The sequence below is a fragment of the Leptospira gomenensis genome (genome assembly GCF_004770155.1).
Lineage (GTDB): Bacteria > Spirochaetota > Leptospiria > Leptospirales > Leptospiraceae > Leptospira > Leptospira gomenensis.
In genome coordinates this window covers 1-21,951 of sequence record NZ_RQFA01000039.1, presented here as the reverse complement: position 1 = coordinate 21,951, position 21,951 = coordinate 1, and the positions used below count along the sequence as shown (strand labels likewise).

At 45.9% G+C, this 21,951-nt stretch carries 19 protein-coding genes; 8 read left to right on the top strand and 11 right to left on the bottom strand.

Annotated features, from left to right (window positions below):
- Positions 1–41: 41 nt before the first annotated feature.
- The 3 genes from EHQ17_RS09970 to EHQ17_RS09960 all read right to left on the bottom strand — a co-directional run bounded on the left by EHQ17_RS09970 (position 42) and on the right by EHQ17_RS09960 (position 3,410).
- Positions 42–1,397: an EAL domain-containing protein gene (locus EHQ17_RS09970; protein WP_135593283.1), complete on the bottom strand. Its 1,356-nt coding sequence runs from the start codon at positions 1,395–1,397 to the stop codon at positions 42–44.
- A 199-nt stretch (positions 1,398–1,596) separates the two neighbouring features.
- Entirely contained in the window at positions 1,597–3,015 is a 1,419-nt protein-coding gene (locus EHQ17_RS09965) for a UTP--glucose-1-phosphate uridylyltransferase (protein ID WP_135593285.1), read from the bottom strand.
- A complete protein-coding gene (locus EHQ17_RS09960; RefSeq protein WP_135593287.1) occupies positions 3,003–3,410 on the bottom strand; it encodes a hypothetical protein in 408 nt (135 codons plus the stop codon). The genes EHQ17_RS09965 and EHQ17_RS09960 overlap by 13 nt, the downstream gene beginning before the upstream one ends.
- A 51-nt stretch (positions 3,411–3,461) precedes the next feature.
- Between EHQ17_RS09960 and EHQ17_RS09955 the strand changes: the two genes are divergently transcribed.
- Complete coding sequence (locus EHQ17_RS09955; protein ID WP_135593289.1) at positions 3,462–4,406, top strand: alpha/beta hydrolase; 945 nt, start codon at positions 3,462–3,464, stop codon at positions 4,404–4,406.
- Between the two features lie 110 nt (positions 4,407–4,516).
- Here the strand turns inward: EHQ17_RS09955 and EHQ17_RS09950 are convergent, their stop codons facing one another.
- Genes EHQ17_RS09950 through EHQ17_RS09940 form a run of 3 tightly spaced genes read right to left on the bottom strand, consistent with a single transcriptional unit; the run spans position 4,517 to position 8,446 of the window.
- On the bottom strand, positions 4,517–5,089 hold the full coding sequence (locus EHQ17_RS09950) for a CsgG/HfaB family protein (protein WP_135593291.1): 573 nt from the start codon (positions 5,087–5,089) through the stop codon (positions 4,517–4,519).
- A gap of 1 nt (position 5,090) precedes the next feature.
- Positions 5,091–7,223: a 7TM diverse intracellular signaling domain-containing protein gene (locus tag EHQ17_RS09945; protein WP_135593293.1), complete on the bottom strand. Its 2,133-nt coding sequence runs from the start codon at positions 7,221–7,223 to the stop codon at positions 5,091–5,093.
- Positions 7,220–8,446, bottom strand: coding sequence for a TraB/GumN family protein (locus tag EHQ17_RS09940; RefSeq protein ID WP_135593295.1), 1,227 nt, complete (start codon positions 8,444–8,446; stop codon positions 7,220–7,222). The genes EHQ17_RS09945 and EHQ17_RS09940 overlap by 4 nt, the downstream gene beginning before the upstream one ends.
- Positions 8,447–8,657: 211 nt before the next feature.
- On the opposite strand from EHQ17_RS09940, the gene EHQ17_RS09935 reads away from it, so the two are divergent.
- The 4 genes from EHQ17_RS09935 to EHQ17_RS09920 all read left to right on the top strand — a co-directional run bounded on the left by EHQ17_RS09935 (position 8,658) and on the right by EHQ17_RS09920 (position 11,568).
- Entirely contained in the window at positions 8,658–9,164 is a 507-nt protein-coding gene (locus EHQ17_RS09935) for a chemotaxis protein CheD (RefSeq protein WP_135593297.1), read from the top strand.
- Between the two features lie 5 nt (positions 9,165–9,169).
- Positions 9,170–10,021: an HDOD domain-containing protein gene (locus tag EHQ17_RS09930; RefSeq protein WP_135593299.1), complete on the top strand. Its 852-nt coding sequence runs from the start codon at positions 9,170–9,172 to the stop codon at positions 10,019–10,021.
- Complete coding sequence (locus EHQ17_RS09925) at positions 10,018–10,557, top strand: shikimate kinase (RefSeq protein WP_135593301.1); 540 nt, start codon at positions 10,018–10,020, stop codon at positions 10,555–10,557. Before EHQ17_RS09930 ends, EHQ17_RS09925 begins: the two co-directional genes overlap by 4 nt.
- 114 nt (positions 10,558–10,671) lie before the next feature.
- Entirely contained in the window at positions 10,672–11,568 is an 897-nt protein-coding gene (locus EHQ17_RS09920) for a tyrosine-type recombinase/integrase (protein WP_135593303.1), read from the top strand.
- A gap of 9 nt (positions 11,569–11,577) precedes the next feature.
- Here EHQ17_RS09920 and EHQ17_RS09915 read toward each other — a convergent pair whose 3' ends face one another.
- The 4 genes from EHQ17_RS09915 to EHQ17_RS09900 form a co-directional block, all read right to left on the bottom strand.
- Positions 11,578–13,041 (bottom strand): MFS transporter, encoded by a 1,464-nt coding sequence (locus EHQ17_RS09915; protein WP_135593305.1) that lies wholly within the window; start codon positions 13,039–13,041, stop codon positions 11,578–11,580.
- A gap of 73 nt (positions 13,042–13,114) precedes the next feature.
- Entirely contained in the window at positions 13,115–13,921 is an 807-nt protein-coding gene (locus EHQ17_RS09910) for an SDR family oxidoreductase (protein ID WP_135593307.1), read from the bottom strand.
- Positions 13,922–13,944: 23 nt separating this feature from the next.
- The gene (locus tag EHQ17_RS09905) at positions 13,945–15,042 is read right to left on the bottom strand and encodes an MBL fold metallo-hydrolase (protein WP_135593309.1); all 1,098 of its coding nucleotides are present in this window, start codon (positions 15,040–15,042) and stop codon (positions 13,945–13,947) included.
- Positions 15,043–15,103: 61 nt separating this feature from the next.
- Positions 15,104–15,472, bottom strand: a complete 369-nt coding sequence (locus tag EHQ17_RS09900) for a hypothetical protein (RefSeq protein ID WP_135593311.1) — start codon at positions 15,470–15,472, stop codon at positions 15,104–15,106.
- A 221-nt stretch (positions 15,473–15,693) separates the two neighbouring features.
- Here EHQ17_RS09900 and EHQ17_RS09895 point away from each other — a divergent pair, with 221 nt between their 5' ends.
- Entirely contained in the window at positions 15,694–16,914 is a 1,221-nt protein-coding gene (locus tag EHQ17_RS09895) for a hypothetical protein (RefSeq protein ID WP_135593313.1), read from the top strand.
- Positions 16,915–16,920: 6 nt separating this feature from the next.
- On the opposite strand, the gene EHQ17_RS09890 is transcribed toward EHQ17_RS09895, so the two are convergent.
- Positions 16,921–19,095, bottom strand: a complete 2,175-nt coding sequence (locus EHQ17_RS09890) for a 7TM diverse intracellular signaling domain-containing protein (RefSeq protein WP_135593315.1) — start codon at positions 19,093–19,095, stop codon at positions 16,921–16,923.
- Between the two features lie 200 nt (positions 19,096–19,295).
- Here EHQ17_RS09890 and EHQ17_RS09885 point away from each other — a divergent pair, with 200 nt between their 5' ends.
- Together EHQ17_RS09885 and EHQ17_RS09880 are read left to right on the top strand one after the other, a co-directional pair.
- Positions 19,296–19,775 carry a peroxiredoxin gene (locus EHQ17_RS09885; protein WP_135593317.1) on the top strand — a complete coding sequence of 160 codons (480 nt, stop codon included), beginning with the start codon at positions 19,296–19,298 and terminating at the stop codon, positions 19,773–19,775.
- Positions 19,776–21,506 (top strand): M61 family metallopeptidase, encoded by a 1,731-nt coding sequence (locus EHQ17_RS09880; protein ID WP_135593319.1) that lies wholly within the window; start codon positions 19,776–19,778, stop codon positions 21,504–21,506. It abuts the gene before it with no gap.
- Positions 21,507–21,951 lie beyond the last annotated feature (445 nt).

Here is a 21,951-nt window from a genome sequence, read left to right as displayed (position 1 = left end):
CTTCGTTTTCGAAACGTTAGACGCGCTTAGGCCCTTCCGGCCTAAGCCGAAATCAGTCCCAATTCCTTGGACAACTTGAAGATATTTCCCTTCCCTTTCAGTTTGAGCAAAAGTTCTTCCGAGTTGAGAATTTTATGAACGACCGATTCGGGAAGGTTCTGCATATCATGGAAAATTTCCTTGTATTCCTGGATCGAAATTTTCGTGCAGAACAGATTCGCCTGAAAGTAATACACTTGGTGTGTGATCAGAAAGTTGAGCGAGTCGATGTCTTCCAACGCCTCCGCGGTGATGATCGCCTCTCTGTTGTCCGAAAGCCTTCTACAGTAGTCGATAAACGCAAGGTTGTCCAAAAATTTCGTAAGATCCTGATCGGCTTTGAACTTGAAGCTGATCGGATCCAGTTTGAATTCCTTTATCATTTCTCCGAGGTCGAGCACGATTTGGTGACTTTGACTTTTAACCCCGAAATCGTCCGCGGCAAAACTGATTCCGAAATTCCAAAAACGTTTGCAGACGCTCTTTAAAGTGATGTCCACCTCTTCGTAAGGTTTTTCGATCAATTCCATTCTCACGAGAGCCGGGTTTAGATTTTGATTGAGAAGAAGATTGTGGAATCGAGTCACCTTCTCGTCCGTGTCGAACGTATCGATCAACGTTTGCGGCGAAATATTAAACTTCAAAAGACCCGGGGCGCCGTTGCAGCACATCGTAAGTTTTTCTAAAATCAGAAGTTCGATTCGATTTAAGTCCTGATCGTGGGGAATATCTCGGATCAGATCCGCATAACCGGCGTAAGCCTCTCCTCCTACGAAAACCTCTCCTCCCTTCATGGAATACGTATGGGTTTTATGATTGTAATGGATGATCGGTTGTATGACCGCGTCCGCTTTTTCTCCGGCGAAGTAATCGTTGACCCGGTTCAGATACGTCCAACTCCAACGGATCAGATTGTCCTTCAAATTTTTCAGGGAGGAAACTTCGAGTTCGTGGAAAATTTCGTCCACATAGGAGATATAATTACATTGAGTTCTCGCGATACCGAAATCGAAGTTCATGGTTCCGCTTTTGATCGAAATCTCCCGAAACCTTCCTAAAACGGAATCGAAATTCAGAAAACCGTTCGAACCCACGCTTTGCATCGGAGCCACTCCGATGAGCAGGCTTTTTTTATCGCCGTAACAATAATACGAATAACGATTTTCCGAATCGGGATGAAGTTCCGAAATTTTGAGCGGAACCATTTGTAGGAAATCGAGAAAGGAAAGGGATTTGATGTCCTGAAACCGGAGTAGAACGATCGGTTTCCCTCGGTTTTCGTTGATGAATACGTTCTTGAACTGTTCGATTTCCCCTTCGTCAAAGGAGCGAATCTTCGGACTTTTGGAAGTTGTCATTTCAGCCTTTGTTTTCAAAAGAACGTTCCGTTACGGATCTAGGTCCAATAACGTTTGTTATAATTCGCGGTCCGTCTTTGCCGACTTCCCAGTTCCGAGGAATCGTTTTTAACGAAGCCCCGGTTCCTACGAAAAACTTTTACGGAATTCAGACGTTCTACTAAGAAAAAGATCCGACGAAGGTTTTTCCTTGTAAAGCCTAAAAGGAATATTTTCTCCCTTCCAAAAAATCGACCCCTAATTCGGAAATCGATCGCATCTTTGATCCCGGGTTTTCGATCGTCACGTCGCCCGCAAACGTTACCTTACGGTCAAAAAGAACTTCCCCGATAACGGTAAGGGAGGTGCATCGCACCAAAGAAGGGATTTCAGGGAACAACCTTTGGAAGTCTCGAATCTTTTTGTAGAAAGAATCGTCGAGTTGAATCAGGATTTCTCCGAGTCCGAGTTTTTTGCGTTCCTCGGACATCGTAATCGAAAAGTTTTCGAGCAACGTGTATGCGTCGGATCTTCGTGCGAGATAGTCTTCGCATTTTTTAACCGGTGCGAATCGGTCCCTTGGAATGATGATCCCTTTGATCCGTTTAAAGTTGCGGATCGCGGAACCCATCGCGGTTTCCAATTGGAACACTTCTTTTCCATCTACGGTTTTGGGGTTTACGATGAGAGAGAGTTCGAATTCTTCCTGAAACAATCGGGAACGAAGGGCTTCCAGATCGATCCAAAGATTGTTCGTGGAAAAAGTTCTGAATTTCCCCAATCCTTCGAACTCGTGCATGTGATCCGAAGGAACCTGGGCCGTTTCGAGAAGTTGATAGTTCTCCGGTTTTCCGGCGACGATCCTTCGATAGATGGCTCCTCCTTTTTTGTCGGCGAGGGTTTTCGGGGTCATCTCCATACAGAATTCCAGTTTTTCCCGAAGCATATACGCGAGAATCCCCGGATGAACCGTGGCTCCGAGATTGTCCCCGTTGGAAACGAAAGCCACCTTATAGCCGTTAGAGATGAGTTGATCCAAAAGACCGGTTTCCAAAAGCGAGATCCAAATGTCTCCGTGACCGGGAGGGCACCATTCGTCGTCAGGATTTTTGCATGTAACCGGTGTTAGGTTTTCTTTTAAAAGACGGGGGACCTTGTGTTGCAAAAACGAGGTCGGGAATTTTTGACGGAAACCGATTCGTTCCAATTCCGCTTGGCTTTCCTTTTGTGTGCTGAAGCTGTCCATCAGAATCAAAGGCACGGAGACGTCGTATTTTTTCTGCAGGATCTGGGATTGTTTGGCGAAGATTTCCAGAAAAGACATTCCGTTTTTGAGAGGGATCAAGGACTTCGGGCCCGACAAACCCATCGAAGTCCCCAAACCTCCGTTCAGTTTGATGACGACAAGATTTTTCAGGATCGAAGGATCGGGGGAAAATTCCCGTTCTATTTCCTCCAACGGAATCTCGTCCGTTTTCGGATCCAGGTCGCCCACTTCCTCCCAGCGTACGATCCCGGTTTCCCCGTTGCGGACCTGCTCCGTTTTTTTCAGAAAATCGAAAACGAAGGTCTCGGACATTCCTTCTGCGAGCATCTTGCTCCGAATCGATTCTTCCGATTTTAATTTTATCGAATCCATCTTACCACCGATTTTCCGTTGTACTGTTCGTCGAACTCCGTGAACTCGATCGAATATTTTTCGCTCGGATGAGTGGGTTCGTAAATCAACTTAGTACGAACTTCCCTTCCTTTTCCCGAAACTTCCTTGGGTGTTTCCTCGTATTCCGAATACAAGGGTAAAAAAACGAGATACGTATAGATGTAAACCGTTCTTTCCGGAGTTTTTTTATAAACCAAAACCCCTTTTCCGGTTAAATCCTTTTTGAGCAATTTCGTATAAGGAACCGGAAATAATTTTCCCCAGGCTTCTTTGAAATTTTTCTCCATCGCTGCGTGACCCGGGATATTTGAATGGACAGCGGAAGGAAGGATAAAAAAAATCCATAAGGAAAGTATCAGCTTCTTTGTTTTCATGAAAGACTCTGACAGTCTCGTCTTTTCACCCCATAACTTCAAGCCATTCTCATGAAAAAAATCGTTTCGACCTTACGCACACTTTTCTATTTTCTTTCCGAAATTTTCGAATTTATCGTTTCCGTAATACTCTCGCTTATTCCTTCCGCGAAGGATCGCAATCTTTCCCGAGGCGATATTTACGTCGTGACCGGATTTTTTTCGGGGCCTTTGTTCTATTCCAAGTTATGCTCCGCGCTCGAGCGTCAAGGATACCAACCTAGAATCTTGAGACTTCCTCCCGTTTTTTTGAACACCCGTAAGGCGGTGGAAACGTTGGCGAAACAGATGGATGAGATTCCGCCGAAATCCGTTTTGCTCGCTCACAATACGGGAGGACTTGTGACCCTTTTGTTGCCGGATCGGAGCCGACAAAAAATCCGCGGTTTGGTTACGCTGGGAACTCCGTTCCGCGGAAGTCATCTATTTTGGATTTGGCCGGCCGCCGGGTTGCGTTACGGTTCCGCATATCTCAAGGAATTGTTTAAGACGTTTCTGTTTATGGATCGGTTTCATCCCCTGGCTCCGTTTCGGGAATTTATTTTTTTACCGGCTTCTTCTTCCGTTTACGGGGAAGAACGGGATCTTTGGTTCGATATTCCCGGCAATTTCAATCAAGTCCGTAAAAGCGAGAATATAAGAACCATCCTGGAATTTTTGATCCACTATTATCCGAGCGCGGCTTCTCTGGAAGCGAAACGGGCCGCGGCTCTTTCCTCTTCCGCGACGAAAGAAACATCCGGTTCCAAGATTAGGAAAGGATCGAAGAAACCGGTCGTTTCCGGATCGAGAAAAAAATCGGCAAAGGTCCAAACCAAAACCAAAACACGAGCTCCTTCCGTTTCCGCGCAAAAAAAATCCGGGGCCGCGGGCAAAACCGAGAAGAAAACATCGATAACCCCCGCAAAATCGAAACGTTATCCGAAACCGTTGCCGAAAAAAAAGAAAAAACGTTAGACGAAACTTCGCTCCGAAGGCGTGGTTCGGTTGAAAATACGGAAATCCCCGTACGAAAACCGGAAACGACCCGAATACGTCACCGGATCACAAACGGATTTCAAAGTCGTTTAACGTTTTTGGATTTCTCGCGATTGATTGTAAAGTGTGTCGTCCGAATCGAAGACGGATTCCGAAACCGCGAGAATTTCTCCCGATTGTAGGGAAACGACCCGAATCTGTAGTCGAAAAAACTGGTCGTCGAATTGGACCGTACCGAGTAAAAGTAAATCCGCTCCCGAAAGTTTTCCTATTTCCAAAGATTCTTCCGAAAGTACAAGCCCGGTTTTTTGAAAACTTTGTTCGTCGATCAACCGGTCGAGTTGGGATTTTTCCACGAGAACGATTCGATCTGGTTCGTTTAAAACGGGAATCAATTGACGGGATATTCCGGCTCCCAAGGAGGTCACGTTTCCGCTTTCGTTTAACAACGGTAATACGGCGAGTTTTAGGGGCGATTTTCTCGCCGGGAAGCGGTCGTTTTTCGAGGTTTGGATCTGCTTTTTGAGGGATTGCGAGATTTCCGAAAGAGCGGCGGCGAGAGGTTGAGGCGCGTTTCGTTTAACGGAACGGTTTTGCCGCGTGCAGACCGGAAGACCAAGAAAGATGATCGTAAAGAAAATTATAAAATTCTTATATTTCATATCAAAAATGTTTCACGAGAGTCACTCGGTTGCCGGCGGAGTTGAAACGGACTACGTCGAACGTGGAAAGCGCAAAAGCGATTCCCCTCGTCTGCGGAGGGACGGAATCGGATGTTTTGGAGAGAGCGTTTCGCATCGTCCTCGCGTGGTTGAAACCCTTACCTTCGTCGGTGATTCTATACCCCACTTTCTGTCTGGAAAGAAAATATTCCACGATAATTTTTTTGTCCCTGTAATACGGATCGTTTTGTCTCGCGAGAATGAACTGGAAATAGGTTCCGTTTTTTAAGGACTTAGCCTTGTCTTCGTGGGAGATGTTTAGATTTCCGTGTTCGATCGCGTTGATCAACATCTCGCGCAGACTGGTTCGGATGGAAAGCGCGACCGCGGGATCCGTAAACCGAACGAGATTGAACGTCAACCTTTGACTCAAAAGTTCCGCGTTTTGCAGATAGTTGTTTACGGAGAATACGATCCGCTCCTCGTCCAGAAATCTTCCCATCAGATCCTGATCCGGTTCGTACGCCCTTCCGAGCATTTCTCTTCCGGTTCCGTGTTCGAGAATCTGAAGACGTACTTGGAGTTCTTTCGGTTCCTTCAGGTATTTTTGAAGGAAATCGGCTCGAAAATAAGCCGGTTTTCCCGTAGCGGAAAGTTCCTCCATACGCTCCATCACATACAATTTTTTGAATGCGTCTTCGAGCCCGCCCGTGTTGTACATCAATTCCAGAAAATTCTTTCCGACCACGTCCTGCGGTTTAAAACCCAAGAACGTGGAAATCGATCGATTCGCACCGGTGATGTTCCCGTTGGAATCCAGGTTGAAAAGAAAGTCCTCTTCTCCCTCGTAAAGATTTTTGTATTGGATCGCGGATTGTTCCTGTCTCGATTTTAATACGCTCAACGTTTCGGCTTGGATTTCCAATTCGATGGAAAGTTGTTTGATTCTGTCGGCGAGTCCGAACGATAAAAGCGCGACTTCGATTGCGGAACCGATCTGCAGACCCCATTGTGTGAAGAAGTTGTCCGGAAAAATTCCGAACGCCTTCATCGCGTATAAAAAACTTCCTAAGATGAGGACCGACCAGGCGGTCAAAAAAAATTTCGCCGGTCGATGTCCCTTCCACACGCACTGCAGACTGTTTATGAGAAGCAGCAGGAGCACCAACAGAAGAACGACGATGCTTGACACGACGCTGAACGTATAACTGAAAAAAGTCAGCGATCCGACGCAGCCGATCAGAGATAAACCCATGACGGGATAATAGAACTTATCCGTGATCGGAGTCGTCTTTTCGGATTCTAAAAAGGACTTTCCGAAGAGACAAGCCGCCAAAAAAGCGCAGAACATAAAAAACGGAAGAGAAACGTTTCCCCAAGCCGGATAGTCCGGCCAAAAAAATTGGAACGATAGTCCGTTTAAGGTGGTTTCGAAAAGTATATCAAAAAAAATGAATATACTATAATAGAGATAACTTTTATCGCGAGTCGTTATGAGAAGAAATAGGTTGTAAACGAACATCACCGCCATCGTTCCGTAATAAATGCCTAAAGCGGTATATTCTTTGGCGCTGAATTCGAGGAATTCGGTTCTGGAAAACGCGAGAAGCGGAATTACTACGGAACTCTTGGATTGGATTCTCAGATAATAATCGTTTTTGGAAAGGGGCGGTTCGCTGAGTTGAAACGGAAAATTCCTGTGTTCCGTCAAACGGGAGGAAAACGGAAGTTCGTCTCCGGAAATCACAAGAGGCAGAGAACCGTTTCTGACCGAATACAATTGTATGGAATCGATCAGGCTATAGTCGTATTGAAGCACCCAGTTTCTCGTCGCCTTTTCCGGATTGGCCACGGGAAGTCTGATCCAAAATACGGAATCCGAATAACCCAGGCTGTTATTGAATAAAGGAATCGATTTACCGGAGCGGAACGTTTTTTGTATCTCCGGAAAGGAAGTTCGTCCGTTTTTGTCCTCGTAATACGTTAGATACGGTTGAAGATCGATTCCTTCCATGACAACTTCCGGAACGAATTCGGAAATCTGCGAAACGCTCTGTGCGACGAGGGAAAACGCTCCGAAAAAAAATAGAACCGTATAAAAAACGGTCTTTCCCTTTCGGAGCGGAGATCTCACAAAAACCCTTTGAGAATTCGGAATAGATCCGCCGTGACGATGAACGTTCCGATGCTGCTTCCGATTTGAGGAAGCATAAACACCATAAAGATGCGGATCACGTTGTTCTTCCAGTAACCCTTCCAGTGTTCTGAATCCTGTCCGATTCGCTCGAAATCCTCCACGAGAGGTTTGCGTAACCAGGATTCGGTCAAGGCAGCGACCCAACCCGGTTTTATCACCGGATTAAAGTTTCCCACCGGAGCCGCCAAAAACGCTACGATCACGGATAGAGGATGAGCCAACGCGACGATGGCGCCTAACGCGGCTAAGGCGCCTTTGACCAGAATCCAACGGAGCACGAATTCCTGTCCTTGTTGTCTTCCTCCGAAGTAAAACACCGTAAGAATGAGAGCCAAAAAAATCCCGGGAACCAAAAGTCCTTTCCAACGATCCAGAGCCGTTTTTTGCGGAAGGTGATCCAGTTCGGAAATGTCCTTATCCTCGTGTATGTGATTCATGATCCCTTGAAGATGTCCGGCGCCTACGACCGCAAAAACTTTTTTACCGTCTCGCGCCGCTTCGCGGATTCTCTGTGCGAGATAGGAATCGCGTTCGTCGATGATCACGTTTTTGATGGATTCGTATCGTTTCGGAAGTTGGGAAAAAAGATCCTTCAAAACGTCTTCCGATTTCATCTCTTCGATTTTTTCCTCGGATATGTCTTCGCGTACGAACAAGGAAGTGATCAACGCGGAAAGAAGGATCATCCGGTTGAAAAGTCCGATGTTCCACCAAGCCCGTTTGAGAGTGGTGGAAACCTCTCGGTCGATGGGAACGATTCTGGCTCCGGTCCTTTCTGCTTCGGAAATGGCCATTCTCATTTCGTCTCCCGGACGAATGGAACCTTTGCCCAGTTTTTTTTGGAACGCGGAGAGAATCAGACTCGAAAGAAGGAGATACATCTTTCGTTCTTTAAAAACTTTGAATATATCCAGTTTTTTCCAATGTTCCGAATCTTTGACCGAACGCATTCTGGAGTTGCAGAGTTCCACGCAGATCGTATCCGGTTTTTCCGCACGGATGATTCTTTGCACTTCGTCGATGCTTTTTTGGCTGATATGAGCCGTTCCTAAAATGGTAACGGGAACCTTGCCGAGTGAAAAGGATTCGATCGGTTCCGAATCCGTTTCCTTTTTTTTACGTTCCGGTTTCGTTTTTTCTTTGAGAGTTTTTTTTGCCATTCCAGAAACAGCGTAGGAAATCGGGACCGTCGAGTAAAATGAAATTCTCCCGTTTTTAGGAGTCGTATCCGATCCGACTTTCCCATGTTTCCCACTTGTGGTATTCGGTTCTTTGCGACGTCCTAAAAAAGTATTGAAGAATTAGAGACACGACCTATTCTCTCGCATATTCTTTTAAAACTAGATACAACGCCGGGATATTTGGATACAAATGCTGGGAAAAGGAACGAAGATAATCAACGTTGGAATCGCGGATTTGCAGGCGGGTCAGTCTCCGGAAGTTCTCAGAACGACTCTCGGTTCCTGCATCGGAGTCGTATTCTACGCTCCCGAAAAAAAGGTCGGAGCGATGGTACATTTTATGTTGTCCAAAGATCCGGGCGGAAAGGATTCCCAAAAAAATCCTCTTAAGTACGCGGAAACTGCGATTCCCCTTTTGATAAAAAAAATGACCGAGTTGGGATGTCGTCCCGGAGAATATTCCGTGCGTCTCTTCGGAGGGGCTTCCATGTTCAAAGGGGTTCAATCCAGTTTTCTCCAAAATATCGGAGAGCAGAATATTCTCACCGCAAGAGCTATTTTAGAACAAAGTAAAATTCCACTCATCGTGGAGGACGTCGGCGGCAACGAAGGGCGAACGATCAGTTTATATCTCGACGACGGCCGAGTCCTTTTGAAAAAGGCGGGGTTTGAAAAATACCTCTATAAGGTCAGGTAAGAAAGATGAAAGAAAAAATAGACCAGCTCTTCTTAAACGACGCCCAGCTTCCCCGCATTTCCTCCGTGGTTACGAAAGTGATGCAGATGGTTCAAAATCAGGACGTGGCGATTCCCGACCTGGCTAAGGAAATTTCGAACGATCCCGGTTTGACTACGGAAGTGATCAAACTTTCCAACTCCGCGTATTACCGCGCGGCAAAACCGATCAAGACGGTGCAGGAATCTCTGATGACCTTGGGAACCAAAACCGTAAAGGATATTATCCTTTTGACCGCGGCGAAAGGAATTTTAAAAAAGGATCTCAAAGGATATCAACTCGACGGGGACGACAACTGGATTCATTCTCTCACCGTTGCGGAATTGTCCAAACGAATCTGTGAGCAAAAAAAACTGAAGATCGGTTCGGATCTCGCCTTTACCGGAGGACTTCTGCATAACATCGGTAAGGTGATCCTCGCCGATTTTTTTCCCTCCGTGTTAGTGATTTTGCGCGAAGAGCTGAAACAGCAAACGGTCGCTTTTTCGGAATTGGAAAAAAAACATTTCGGATATACACACCAGGAAGCGGGCGCCAAACTTTTGGAAAAATGGAATTTCCCCAAGGAACTCGTTCATGTCGCCGCGAAATACGATCGTCCCGAAGAAGAAATCGAATTCCCCGAGTTAGTCGCTACTGTACATATAGCTCATACGATTTCCATTACCGCCGGAGTCGGAATCGATATCGCCGGATTGACCGTTCCAGTTTCCAATAAGGCTTTGCAGATTTTGGGAATATCGGACTCTGACTTGCAGATGTATTATACGGTATTGCCGGAAATACAAAAACATATCCGCGAGTTGATCCAGGCTTGAAAAAAAATATTTCCTTGATCGGTCCCCGAGGGGTCGGTAAGTCCAAGGTTTCCCGTAAACTTTCCAAACTGACTGGAATGCCCGTCGTTTCCACGGATATGGTCGCCGTGTATGAACTCGGAGGAATTTCGATTCCGGAATTCATACGAAAAACGAACGGAGATTGGAAACCGTTTCGGGAATTGGAATACCGAATTATAGAAAAGTTGAAATCCGCGGAAGGAATTATCTTAGACTGCGGAGGTGGAATTCTATTTGATTTGGATGACAAAGGAATTGAGGTTCCGAGTCCGAAAAAAATCGAACTCTTGCGGTCGATTTCGACCGTAATCGGTTTGTCCCGCTCCGTGGAGTCCTTAGTCGAGAAGATTCAAAACGACCCGACCCGACCTCCGTTAAGCGCTATAACTTCGTATCGTTCCATTTTAGAAACCAGACTTCCCCACTACCGAAACGCTTCCGATCATTACCTTTCAATCGATGATGGCAAGGTGGAAGAGATTTGTTCCAGAATTCTCCAGAAAATCGAATATTGAATTGACACAATTTGGAAATATTTGATTTCTTTTTTTCAAATACGTAAAAAAGAAGAATGAAACCGTGGAATGACAACTAACTTTGTCCATTCTTTCGTTTTCGGGAAGAGAGAGATGACAGAATTGGAAGCTCCTAAGAAGAATCAACATTCGATCGAGAGACTGGTGAAAATCATCCGTCAGAGGAATTATAAGAAGGCTACCGCTTATACCTATCTCAAATACAACGTGGACTTTCTCAACTTTGCGGATAAACCCGCAGAAAAGATCACGATCAAGGATTTGAATCGGTATATGGATCATCTGAAAAAGAAGAAGGTCTCTTCTTCCACCATTCAAATCAACGTAAGTTCCTTGAAGATGTTCTTCGAAGACGTGATGAAAATGGATCTTTTCCGCGACTTTCAGAGACCGGTGCGCGAATACAATAATCCAAACGCGATTACGTATAAGGAAATGCAGAACATCCTCAAAACCGCTTCCGCAAATCCAAAACACGAACTGATGTGCGGTTTGGTGTATTTCGGCGGGCTCCGTGTCGGCGAATTAATCTCCCTCAAATGGACGCATTTGGATTTAAAACGTAGAATGATTCAGATCCGTTCCACCGTTCCTTCACAAACCAGATCTTTGGAGCTTCAGTCCGAATTGATTTCTCTGATCAAAAAATACGAAAAGGAAGTTTTGGTTTCCGCAAATTCGTATTTGTTTCCCGGAAAACAGAACGGATCGCATACGACTTCCCGCAACGTCGAACGAATCATTTCCGAAATCGGAAAAAATTCGGGAATCACCAGCCCGGTGACCGTTTTTACGTTACGACACAGTCGTGCTTTGCATATGATTGCGGACGGGGCTCCTTTGGACGAGGTGAAGGAATTTTTGGGTCACAAAACTCTTGCGAGTACGGAATCGTACATCCCCGTTAAAAAAAATCTCAGAGCCGCAATTCGGGAAAAATCACGGGAAGACGCGCTTCGTAACATCCGTAAAAAATACAAAACCGTTTGATAGGAATTCCTACGTTCGAATTTTTTTTCTGATTTCCCGTTTTCGTAGAAGAAGAGATTGAATTCGAACGTGACGTTCCCCCGTCAAAGGCATAGCCAGGAAAACGAAAGCCCCTAAAAGAAAAAGACCGCCCACTACGGGACCGAACAAAATCGATAGTCGAAACCCGAGTTCCGGAATTTGTTCCAGAGATCCTTCCTGGTATCCGATTTCACCCAACAAAAATCCTCCGAGTCCTAAACCGAGTGCCCGCGCCGTTTTGGTGGCCATCTTCCAAAGTCCGAAAAACCAACCTTCCCGTTTTTGACCCGTTTTGAGTTCGTCATAATCGACGATATCGGCAACCAAGGAATCGAACAATAAAACCGCACCGGCGAAAAAACCGCCGAGCACCGCCGTAAAAAAAATCGGAACCACTGCGCGTTCCGGAAAAAGCGGATAAACGACGACGGTCATGATTCCGAGAAGGAAAATTCCCCAGAATGCGGGCTTCTTTTTGCCGAATTGGCCGGAAAGATACACCCAAAGAAAGATGGAAAGAATCAGACAAACCACGAACGGAAGCAGGATCCAGAGTCCGATTTCGCTTTCCGTCAGACGGATTCTATATTTGTAATATAGGTTGACGATAGAAGAATTGAACGTTCGGCCGAACGTAGCGATGATAAACGCGGCGATCAGAGGGAGAAAATAAAGGTTTTTGAATACGGTTTTCAGGTTTTTCGTCCAGGTCCGGACGATGGAAGGTTTACCGGCGCGTGAAGTTTTAGAATACGATCGAAACGCGACCTCTTCCGATCTCGAATCGTCGCCGTTTTCCGTTTCGGAGCGATCCCGTCCCTTGGTGCAAAAAAAAGTCAAAATCGAAGTGAAAATCAAAATCCCTGCTATGGTCATCGCGGTATAACTACGCGTGATCAAAAGCCGAGACGTTTCGTTGATCGACGGAAAAATTTGGGAGAACACGGAGGGAAGAATCAAAACCAGAATGAATCCCACGTTGCTGAAAAAAAATCTCCAACCGAAAATCCGAGTTCGTTCCGAGGGAACGAAAGTCATTTCTCCGCCGAGTGCGATATGCGGAACCGCGAGCACGGTCATCGCGGTATTGACCAACAAATATATTCCCAAAAGGAAAAAGAACTTTTCGGTTTGTGTTTCGAGTTGCGGAGGGGAAAACATCCAGTAAATCGACATCGCCAACAAAAAACCGCCGACGAGAATGTAAGGTCTTCGTTTGCCGAATTTGGTTTTGGTTCGATCCGAAATCGTTCCCATCAATGGATCCGAGATCGCGTCCCACAAAACCGCCAAAGACAAGGCCAAACCCGCCAAAGAGGCTTTCAACCCCACGGCGCTCACGAAAAATTCCAAAAGATAAATCTGCGCTAATACTTCGACGGCGGTGATGCCGATTTCCGCCGCGGCGTATCCGGCCATCACACCGACTGTCATCGGGGTACGGGTTTGCATTCGAGTCTTGTCTAAGAAATCGAACTTCGACCGGGTTCTAAAATCCTACGCCGGAAACGAACTTCGATTCAAATTATCCTTTTACATAGTTGGATTGTTTTTTTAGACCTTTTTTGCGCAACATCGGACCTAAGACGGCTGCGGAAGATGGAAAAAAATTTCCTATTTTTGCGAGGATCCCCCTGCTCTGCGGAATCAAAAGTTCCAGAGGTTTTTGGGAAAGGACCTTACCCAATACGATCTTAGACACCTCTTCCGCTGTCAGAACCTTGTCCCCCGAAAACGTCATCGAGGCTTGTTCGTAATCTTTTTGCAGATCCAACATCGGGGTTTTGATTGCGTCCGGACAAACGACCGTTACGAAAACGTTTTTCGCCCTGAGTTCCTGAGCGATCGCAAGAGAAAAACCGCGGACCGCGAATTTCGAAGTGGAATACAAAGCGATCCCCGAAATCGGAGCCACTCCCGCAAGAGACGCGATGTTTACGATATGACCCGCTTTTGCCTCCGTCATACGAATCGCCGCTTCTCTCGTTCCGTACATTACTCCTTTGGCATTGATGTCCATATGACGGTCGATTTGGGTAACGGGAACCTCGTAGATATATCCCGGGAGAAGATATCCCGCGACGTTTAGAAGCGCGTCCAGTCGTCCCCACTTTTTATACGCGAGATCGATCACTTTTTTCCAATCGGCGGGGGAAGTGACATCCAGTTTTGAAACGATTACTCGATCCGTTTCCTTTTTCCAAGGAGTCGCGAATTTTTTGAGTTCCTTTTCGTTGATATCCGTGATAAGAATCGAGTGGCCCGCTTCGAACGCGTCCTCGGCCAATTTTTTTCCGAGTCCGCCCGCACATCCGGTAATCAATAAAATCATGTTGTTCTCCCGTAAAATCCGTGTTATACGACCGGGCTTCCGAACGACAACCTTCCGAAACTGAACGTCGGTGCCGTGCCGGGAAACAACCAGTAACTCGTCATTTCGGACGAAGGCATCACGTTGTAAAAATCCCCGTTCCGCGAGGAAATTCCGGCCATCTCCTTTTCCTGCACCATGGAAATATATTGATCCAGCCCGATTTCCAGAGTATTTCCGTTGAGGATCACTTCCATCCCCGTGGCTCTGGCGTATTTTTTGACTCCGGGAATTCTGGATTTCAAAGGGGAATAACTGTCCGCGCTGACGCCGTTTTCGCTCGAAACGAAAATCCCTTCCGGTGTATGGGCCACAAGGGAATGATTGCCGTAGGTATGACCGGGCGTACGAATGAGAGCGATTCCTTGCCCTAACTCCACGTCTCCGTCGAGGATTACGATACGATCTTCGGAAACTCCGCCCGTTCCGTTCGGACAATACCAATCCGCTTGTGGAGGAAGTAAACCCTGTACTGCGTCCCATTCTTCGCGCATTACGAGAAGTTTCGCGTTCGGAAAATATCCTTTTTCTCCGTTTGCGCCGAGCCATTTGCGGATGTCCTGCGTATGAAGGTGATCATACGAGATATAATCCACTTTTTCCGGAGCGATGCCCGCATCTTGTAGACATTCTTCGACGGTATTCAAAATCGGTGCGATGATTTTTTTACCCAAGGATTGGAAAGGGCCGAAACTTTCCGCAAGACGTTTGAAAAACGGAGTTTCCGCATTTCCGTCCAAATCCGACGGGGAAAAAAGTAACGTTTTAATTCCCGCCGCGGTTTTGTATTGAACGATGAATAGACGATTGAGGATGTGCATATAAGGGGTTGGAAGAGAATACGCGTTCAAGAGCGCATAACGTGTCGGATAAGGAACCCGAACCAAATCGTAGGAACGGTAAAAAACCACCTGCGAACCGGAAAGCATCTTCTCGCGGAATTTACGGGCTCGTTTGCGAACGTCCTCCAAACGATCCACCGGATGCGGAAGATCCCTGGATCCTAAAAAATCGGTGATCGGTTTTATCTGAGGATCTTTTTTTGTCTTAGAAACTTGTTTGGATGCGGACGCTTTTGCCATCTCTTCTTTCCCTCGATTGGAATTTCTTTTTTAGCGATACGAAAGTTTTCGAAATATTTTTTTAGAAAGGTTTATACAATACGATATAGGACACGAGCAATCCCAACAGGGGAAACCCAAGCCAGAATACTTTTGCGAACGAAGGTTTTTTATAAACCGCGGAAAGAAGCCCGCCGTAGGCAAGCCAGATCGCAAACTTAGCGATCACCCAGCCCGGCCAAGGCCAGATGATACCGAGCCGAGCCAACATTCCGAATCCTCCGAGTAAGATGAGAAAAAGTCCGATTCCATGCGTGATGGCGATGACCTTACGATTGGAGAACTCGCGATTTCCACCGTTCCAAACGTGTAAAGTGACTCCGCCTAACGCGGTAAAGAGCAGAAGAATCCCGAAGATGTGCAGCATTTTATAGATCGAATAAGAAATCATTGAGCCGGTCCTTTTTATCGATAAACGATTGAAGTCAATCTTTCCGATCGAATTGGCTTTGGCAACGATTGTTTCGGTGTGAAAAATAACCTCTTCCGGAATTTAACTCGTTTTATATCGATGTGGAATCGATTCGGTTGCGCTCCAAGCGTTAATGGGAATTGACCGAATTCCGCAGAGATAAAAACGTATTCGTAAAAACCATTGAGTCAGGTCTTAGAATGAGGGTTTTATTTAGGATTTTGCGCTGTGTCGTTTATTGTTTGTTTTTGTTGGGTTCGGTTTCGGCACAGAATTCCACCGCTTCCGAGGATTGGAAACGACACTGGCGGGAAGGTTTTTTTAGGATCATACAAACGGAAGTCCGTTCGGGGACGATACAAAACGCGCTTTTGATGTCGCAGTCTTTTTTGATCAACCAGGCGTATTCCAATTCTTTAAAACTTTCCGATCCAAAGGTCGGCGATATGAAAGGGATCGGGTTCGAACTCGGTAGAAACGGAATTCCCGGAGGAAAGTATTTTAAAAGTAATCTCCTTTTTTCCTATACCGGATTCAAATCCAATCATATTCAAAATCTGCAATATGAAAGCGCCGCCTACGAATTCGTCAGCGGTTCTCCGACAAACGCGAATTATACGTCGATCGCAGCGCTCGATTATTATTATCAAAGCAATCGTTTGGATACGATGAGGATCGGTTATTCGGGCGACGTTCTCCCTTTCGCTTCCGGAAAGAATAAATTTTTGTCCTCGTTGGGAATTCGAATCGGAGCCGACTTTTACGGAAACCTAGCGAAGTTGAATTCCAATTCGCGTTTGACAGTTTCCGGTATCAACTCTTTGAACTCGAACACGGTGTTCGAGTTTCCTAGAGTGGATCCGTTTTCGCATAAGACGATCCAATATACGGAAGCGTATCTGAACGCGGTATTAGGATTGAGTTATAGTCTGGAAGTGGCGGAAGGTGTTCGGATTTATTTCAGCGCGGAATACTTTCAAAGCGTTTTAAGCCACGGATTTTACAAGGACGAGGAGCAGAATTTTATCTCGCGCGAAACCGTGTACGGCGTCGCAGCGGATCCAGCAAGCCCTGCCCAACAACCGGATTTCAGAATTCCGATCACCACTTACGGCAAAGGAACGTTCGATACGATGATGAAAGGATATCGCCTGCAAATGGGATACGATATCCGGTTGACGGAAACCTTCGGTGTGAATTTATCAGCCGGTGTCTGGGAAGCGACACATACGGTAGTCGATTCGCACGTCCAAACCCGGGCCAATCTTTCGGGCATCGGAAGGGCGACGATATTAAGGATAACTCCCGATCGGGAAGAAGTGGCCGCTATGTATCTTACGAGTTTGCCCGCTTTGGGACCGTATCCTTCCTCCAAGGATTATAGGACACAGCTCGGAGCGGCGTTCGTATTCAAATATTAGTGAATTCTATTTTTCTAATAGATGTTGAACGCCGATCCAGTTGCCCGTAGGCGGAGAGGTTATGTATTCCTTACAACGTTTGCGGTAGAGTATGGATACGATATCTTCCGGATAAACCTTGAGAGCCTGTTCAAAATTGATCAAGGCTTCCTGAAAATCGGCGACCTTATAGAGAATGATTCCTCTCGTGAGAAGAGAAAGCGTGGCGTCCTTGAGTTTGCGGACATGCGGCGCATCCGCTTCGTAAACTTCGTAGATGATGATAGGATCCGTTTTTCCTTTTACGACCACCGAATCGATCTCTCGAATCGCAAGGTCTTCGGCTATGGTCATGGCTGATAACGTGTTTTTCGTGACTAGAATATCCGCGCGATAGAGATTGGTAAGACTTTCCAAACGGGAAGCCACGTTGACCGTGTCTCCGATCACGGTCGTATCGAGTCTGGAACGACTTCCCACCGTACCCAACATCAGATTTCCCGTGTTGATTCCGATTCCGATTCTAAGTCCTTTGAAGTGGGAAGTCCGCGCTTCCGCGTTGATCGTCTGAACTTTTTTCTTCATCTCGATCGCCGCGAGGATCGCTTTGTCTGCGGAGGTTTTTCCGTGAAACTTTGATTGGTTCGATTCGACTTCCCCGGAAAATAACGCCAGAATTCCGTCGCCCATAAACTTATCCACGAAACCTTCGTGTTTTTGAACGACGGGTTCCATACTCGCGAGGTAATCGTTGATAAAACGAAAATTCTCCTCGGGGGTCATCTGTTCCGAAATCGTGGTGAAAGAACGTATGTCCGTAAACAAAACCGACATTTCCTTGAGAACCGAATCTCCTAGGTTGACTTCCACCGCGGAATCCTTTCCCAATACGTTCAAAAATTGTACGGGTACGAATCGGAAGAATGCGTTCTTTTGTCTGGCGAGTTCTAATTTTTGTTGACTGAGTTCGATGTTCAAGTCTTCGGATTGACGATACAACGAGATAAATCGGTTCGCGAGAATGGTGGTTAACGCGACTACGAAAAGAAAATACGCGAACTGTGTGAACCGGATTCCCGATTGGAAAAAAACGGAATCGATCACGTCGTAGACCGCGATAAAAACCACGGTGAACATGCTCACCGCCATGAGAGTCGCGTCCTTTTTACGCTGATAAACCGCTTTCCCCATAAAGTAAAGGAGATATACCAGCGTTGGTAAAATGGAAATCTGCCAGATCCGGAGACTTGTCATCGTATAACGGAACGGTTCGAGGATGGTCGCGACGGCGACGATCAGATTGAAAATCAGGATTCCGAATAATATCTTCGAGAATTTTGCCCTTCCGTAAAAATAGTCCTGCATGAATAAAAGAAACAACGGAGAAAGAAGTGATACGGAAGAATATTCAATTCTTGTAATCCATGTCGTGTCCTGGATCGTTTCAAACGCGATGCTCGAACGAGAAAGAGAATACACCGCCATACAAACGCTGAAAATTCCGAAATAAAGATTGTAACGATCCTCTCTTCGTTTCGCAAAAATGAGAAGATGATACAGACCGAAAAAAACGTAGATCGTATTGAGGCAAAGATTGATCAGCGTCGAAATTTCTCCGGAAAGTTTCTGCTCGGTCGTGATCGAATAATCTCCGTCGATGTAAAATCCTAAGTCCACGTTTTTGGAGAACGCGGACGCGGGGGCGTCGCCGATCATTCGAAAGGTGAGAAGGTTTCGTCCTTCCTTGAGAAGGCTGGAGTCGATCGCCAAACGGAAGTTGCGGATCGTTCTTCGGGAATACATTTCTTTGTCGGTCGGATCCATATGGATTTCCCGTTTGAGCGAATGTCCGTTTAGAAAAATTTCCCAGTTTTCTCCGATCGATTCCAGATACAAAAAAATCGGTTTATAAATTTTTGACTCTTTGAGCTTCGCTTCCAAGCGGAATTCGGTTTGAAGAGTGTAAACTTTCAATCCTTCTCCGATCGGTACTCGGAAAACTTCGTTGAGGATGATGGGGAACGATTCGATTTTACGGACTCCGGACGAGGACGGATCGATTCCGTTTTTAAATTCTTCGCGAAAGCCTTCCGTCGCGTACCAAACTCCTTTGCGTAAGTCGATTGGGTTCCACGGTTCGGGGGATTCCGGAAGTAATAATACGGGCAATAAGAATAGAAATAAAGATAGGATCGTTTTCAAAATGGGTGATTTCCGTATGAGAAAAATTGATTTTTCGCTCGAAGTATAAGGATTAGAAGTTTTTAACAGATAATTTTCAACATTTTTATTTGATAAAAACGTAATTCTTTCTTGCGGATAACAAACCGATCTCTATCGTTTCTATCGGGATAAAACGAACCGGAATATTTCGGAAATATCATAAACCCAGAGGAATCGGAATGTCAGATTCAGTATTAGGCGGCTCTTTGCCATCGGTTAGTTTGGAAAGTACGGAAGGAAAAAGCGTCAAGTTACCCGACGACATAGCCGGGTCTTGGACATTACTCTATTTTTATCCTAAGGACGACACCCCCGGTTGTACGAAACAAGCGTGCAGCTATCGGGATAACTTAGGCGAATTCAAAAAGATCGGAGCAAAGGTCTACGGAGTCAGTTTGGACGACTTGAGCTCGCACGGGAATTTCATTCAGAAGTATTCTTTGAATTTCCCGCTTCTTTCCGATCCGGATCATAAACTCAGCGAGGCGCTCGGAGTTTATGGAGATCAGGAATGGAGAGGCAAGGTGTTTAAAGGGCTTTCCCGGGATTCCTTTTTGATTTCTCCGGACGGAAAGATCAGGAAGGTTTGGAGAAAAGTTGACCCGACGACCACCGTACAGGAAACTCTCCAAGAGATATCCAACGTCAGCGGTGTATGATTGTCTAAGTTCCATTTTTCCGTACAAGAATATCAACTTTCGGGGCACTATCTTCAGGTGGAGATCGAGATCGTTTCCCCGAAAAAAGAAATACAACTTTCGCTTCCCGTATGGTCTCCCGGTTCTTATATGGTGCGGGATTATTCCAGACACATTCATAAGATGGAAGCCTTTCTTTCCGGAAAAAACGGGAAACGGCTCGAGATAGAATCGATCGGTCTGGATGTTTGGAGTATTCGTTCGGAAGGTGAATCCTTTAAGGTTCGTTACGTCGTTTATGGATTCGACTATTCAGTCCGATCCAATTACTTTACGACCGAATTCTGTCTTCTGCATCCCCCTTCTCTTTTTTTATATCCGAAAGATCTCGAAAAGGCGGAAATAACATTAGAAATATCGAATATTCTTCCTTTCAAATATTGTCATTCCGGCTTGGAGGGCAAGGGGAAAAAAAGAACCGCTTCCTCTTGGGACGAATTTTTGGATTGTCCGATTCTACTCTCCAACCGTCCTACTCAGTCGTTTCGGGCCGGAGAATGCGATCACGATATAGTTTTGGAAGGAGAATTACATAAATCCGTCATAAAAAGTCTGATTCCCGATTTACAAAAGATAACGGGTGAACAGATTGCCGCGTTCGGCGGAGCGCCGAACGCGCGTTATTTGTTTATTCTGATTTTATCGGAGGGGGCCTACGGAGGATTGGAACACCTCAATTCTTCCGTAAATATGTATGATCCGCTGAAAGCCCTTTCCAAAGATGGATACGCAAAACTTTTGGAACTACTTTCGCACGAATACTTTCATCTTTGGAATGTGAAAAGGATTCGTCCGATAGAACTCGGTCCTTTCGACTATCAAAAGCCGAACCTAACTCGGGAACTGTGGATTGCGGAAGGGATCACTTCGTTTTATGACGCATACTTTCTACTAAAGACCAAACACCTCAGTCCCGAGGCTTATCTAATTAAAGTGATGGAAGACCTACAAAGCCTTGAAAAATCGGAGGGAGAGGCGTGGATGAGTTTGGAGGATTCTTCCTATACCGCTTGGACGAAATTCTACAATCGTCCGAACGATCCCAATGCGCACAATACCGGAATTTCGTATTACGTAAAAGGCGGGGTTCTCGCGCTCGCGATGGATCTATATCTTCTATCGGAGACTTCCGGGAAACGCCGTCTAATCGATGTTATGAACGAACTCTATCGTACATATCATTTGGGCAAGAAGCGGGGGTTTACGAAAACGGAGTTTTTTCAATCCGCAAAAAAAAGCACGGGTGTTGATCTCAAACTGGAATTCGGGGAATATCTCAATAAGCCGATTCCGATTCCTATCGAAACCTATCTTGCAAAGATAGGAATTCATCGTCTGAATTCGAATCCGGGGATCGAGTTGGGGTTCGCGACTCGAGAGGATCGAGGTAATTTATATATTTCTAAAGTGGATTGGAAGATATTGGATGCGTCTACTGACTTAAGTCAGGGAGATGAATGGATTGCTCTGGGAGGGACAAGGATTCATTCGGGCAATCGTAAGGACCTTTTAAAGTTGTATAAACCCGGAGATAAAGTCGAACTTTTGATTTCAAGAAGAGGACACATTCAGAAGCGAAAATTAAAACTTTCAAAACGATTGCAGACCAGTCAGTTTAAGTTTGTGGAAGAACCTTCCGAAGTTCAAAAGCGGTTGAAGGAGATTTTTTTTCGGCCTGGTATTGGTTCTTAAACGTCGAGAGATTTCTTTTTTTTGAACTCGGACACTCGGACGTTTAGGGAAAATGTGCTTCTGAACGATTCAGATTTTGCCGTTGCGCTTCATTTATTTCTCGAATTGAGAACGGCATGTTGCCTTTGTTGTGCGTGGTCGGCACGAAGTTGTGCGCGGTCAGCGCGGACTTGCAGAGATGTTGTGTGAGAAGCGCGTGAGATGTGTATACGTGTATAGGCGCTGCATTGCGCGGCAGCGTATACGAGGGGCCGGCGGGTGATCTGGGTTGCGGTGCGTTTTTCGTGCGAGGCGCTCTTGAGTCCACCTGGGCAAGCTGGGCCGGGTCCCTTAGCGGAAGCCGGTTTTAGTTTGTAGGTTCGTTCGAATTCGATTCATCCGGCTCTTTGTGCCATTCTCGGTATTCAAAGGCGTAAAAGGAGGACTCGGGGAAACATTGTAGTCG